Origin of the sequence: Thermoleptolyngbya sp. M55_K2018_002, from assembly GCF_015295965.1 — a bacterium.
Taxonomy (GTDB): Bacteria; Cyanobacteriota; Cyanobacteriia; order Elainellales; family Elainellaceae; genus Thermoleptolyngbya; species Thermoleptolyngbya sichuanensis.
The window spans coordinates 1-2,749 of record NZ_DVEA01000395.1; the positions used below are offsets into that span (position 1 = coordinate 1).

The window sequence follows — 2,749 nt, forward strand, 5'->3', positions numbered from 1 at the left end:
ACCTGGCAAACCTGCTGAACGAAGCCGCCATCCTCACCGCCCGCCGCCGCAAGGAAGAAATCACGGCACTGGAAATCGACGATGCCATCGACCGCATCACCACGGGCATGACGCTAACGCCGCTGCTCGACAGCAAGAAAAAGCGGCTGATCGCCTACCACGAGGTCGGCCACGCGCTGCTGATGACCCTGCTGAAAAACTCCGACCCGTTGAACAAAGTGACCATCATCCCCCGCTCCGGCGGCGTGGGCGGCTTTGCCCAGCAAACCTTCAACGAAGAGATGATCGACAGCGGCCTCTACACCCGCGCTTGGCTGCTCGACCGGATCACCATTGCGCTGGGCGGCCGCGCCGCCGAGGAAGAAGTATTTGGCGATCCGGAGGTGACAGTCGGCGCGAGCGGCGACATCCGCGTGGTCGCAGACCTGGCCCGCGAAATGGTGACTCGCTACGGCATGTCTGACCTGGGCCCCTTTGCGCTGGAAAGCGGCAACAATGAGGTGTTTCTGGGGCGAGATCTGATGTCGCGGTCGGAATATTCTGAAGAAATTGCCGTCAAGATCGACCATCAGGTGCGGGATATTGCCACCCGCTGCCACCGTGAGGCCCGTCGCATTATCCGCGAAAACCGCGCCTTAGTAGACAAGCTGGTAGAGATTTTGCTGGAGCAGGAAACCATTGATGGGGATCAGTTCCGCAAGATTGTGGGCGAGTCGGTCGAGTTGCCGGAACAGCAGCTTGCTGCTCAAGGGATCTAGCGTTCTGGTGCAACGCAACTCGTCCCGTTAGCCGTCTGCCAGGAATAGCCCTGTTTCGGTGCAGATACCGTGTAGCGGGCGATCCCAGGGATCTCGCGGCAGGCGGGGCACACGGGCGTACTCAAACACAATGCCGATCGTGGGTTTGCCCCGCCACTGGGGCGCACTCAGCATCCGGTCGTAGAAGCCGCCGCCGTAGCCCAGCCGATAGCCCTGCACATCGCAGGCTAGCGCCGGAACCAGGATCAGGTCTACCTCTGCTGGGCTGAGCTGGATCGACAGGGGATGGGGTTCTGGGATGCCAAACGCGCCCGTTTGCAGCGGGTAGGCGCGGGGCATCCCGGCTCCATTGGGCGACCAGCGATGCCAAACCATCTCTTTTTCGACGCAGCGGGGAAAGCCCCAGCGCTTGGGCAGATGAAACAACGGGCTGAGGTCAGGCTCTTGGCGCACGCTGAAGTAGGCGAGAACCGTCCGCGCCTGAGCAAATCCCTCCCAGCTTTGCAACCGGGCACAGAGGCGATCGCTCTTTTCTCGCCAAAGATCAGGATGCATCGCCTGACGGGCCTTGAGCAGCGATCGCCGTCGGATGGCTTTTTCCTGATCGCGGTCAGCTTGGGAACCAGCGGTAAGATCCAATGGTTTGGGGGTTGGGGGTTGGGGATTAGGGGTTAGGCTCAAAGTCCCCCTTATCAAGGGGGATTTAGGGGGATCGGCTCAACCAGCAAAGGTTTCATCCTTCACTCTAGAGGGTTTTGCGCTGGGGAGGCAAGCCAACTCATCGACCCGAAAGCCAGGCTAGCTCAACCACCGTCAGTTCATACCAAAAGCCCGAATTTGCAGGAACCTGTCGGAGGCGATCGCCACACTGCCGCGTCCCCAACTGACCACAGGCCAGACTCAGCAACTCCTGTTGAGACACCGGGCGGCCGCTGGGCGTGAACCAATTCGCGCCAAACCGAGCCGATCGCCCGTTGGGATAAAACCAGGACGAGCCAGTGGTGAGCAGTTGCCCATTGGGATATTGCCAGGACGAGCCAAACCGACTCGCCACGCCGTTGGGATAGTTCCAGCCGTTGCCAAAGCGAGCAACCTGTCCATTTCCCCAGCGGCTAAGACTGGTGGTCACGCCGCCGCTGCTGCATACCGCCAGTTGCGCTCCCGTGACGGCATCGCTGAGGGAACTGCCCGCATCCCACATATAGGACAGTCGCGCCATCACGGTTAAATCGGTGCAGTCTTGCGTAGACACCAGCGGCAGAGGATTGGGCGGCTCTGGTCGGCGGCGCGGGCGATAGTCGTAGCGGGGATAGCAGTCGTAGCCCGGATAGCAGCGGGGCAGGCGATTCCCGTAGGGATTGCTTCGCGAATCGCGCCGATAGTCCTCCCGCCAGTCCAGATCGTCGCGCCAGTCGTAGGGATCGCGCTCATCGTGATCAGGGCGATCGCCCCGCCGCCGGATGATGATTCGCTGCGCCAGTTCAGGCGCTTGGCGGGCGCTGGGTTCTGCCCTTGGTCGGGCATCAAGACGGGTTGCCTCAAGGCGGGTTGCCGAACCCTTCAGCGGCATCGCCAGCCCGCCCAAGAGGGCCAGCGTTAGGGCAATTCCCGTCGGGATTGCTTCGCGAATCGCCTGATGTCGTGGGGTTGGGTGGGGCGATTTCCGCAGGGATCGCTTTGGGAATCGCGTCTGCCTCATTGCATTTTGGAACAGCCGAAGCAAACCAGTTTGAGGGTGTAGCATTTGACAGAACGGCGCTTGAGGAATCTAAACGGAACGGGCGATCGCAGGGTACACAGCAGGTATCCGACGGCCGGGCGTGAGACAGGTGGACTGAAAAGCTTGCCAAAAATCCAAAATCGCCAATCTAAAATCCAAAATCGCTAGAATCGTCAAAACCATTAAAATCGTTCGATTGCAATACCCGCGGCAAATAGCGGATCTGCGTGCTGGCATCCGCGCCCAGTTCGCTGTGGGCGGCGGCGGCGAG

At 60.7% G+C, this 2,749-nt stretch carries 2 protein-coding genes and 1 pseudogene; 1 reads left to right on the top strand and 2 read right to left on the bottom strand.

The window, feature by feature from the left end:
• Window positions 1-758 (top strand): annotated as a pseudogene (locus IGS51_RS20190) (cell division protein FtsH); the annotation flags it as partial.
• A gap of 27 nt (window positions 759-785) precedes the next feature.
• Here the strand turns inward: IGS51_RS20190 and IGS51_RS20195 are convergent.
• Together IGS51_RS20195 and IGS51_RS20200 are read right to left on the bottom strand one after the other, a co-directional pair.
• Window positions 786-1,397, bottom strand: a complete 612-nt coding sequence (locus IGS51_RS20195) for a 5-formyltetrahydrofolate cyclo-ligase (protein ID WP_297080571.1) — start codon at window positions 1,395-1,397, stop codon at window positions 786-788.
• A gap of 139 nt (window positions 1,398-1,536) precedes the next feature.
• Complete coding sequence (locus IGS51_RS20200; protein ID WP_297080572.1) at window positions 1,537-2,457, bottom strand: hypothetical protein; 921 nt, start codon at window positions 2,455-2,457, stop codon at window positions 1,537-1,539.
• Window positions 2,458-2,749: the final 292 nt, after the last annotated feature.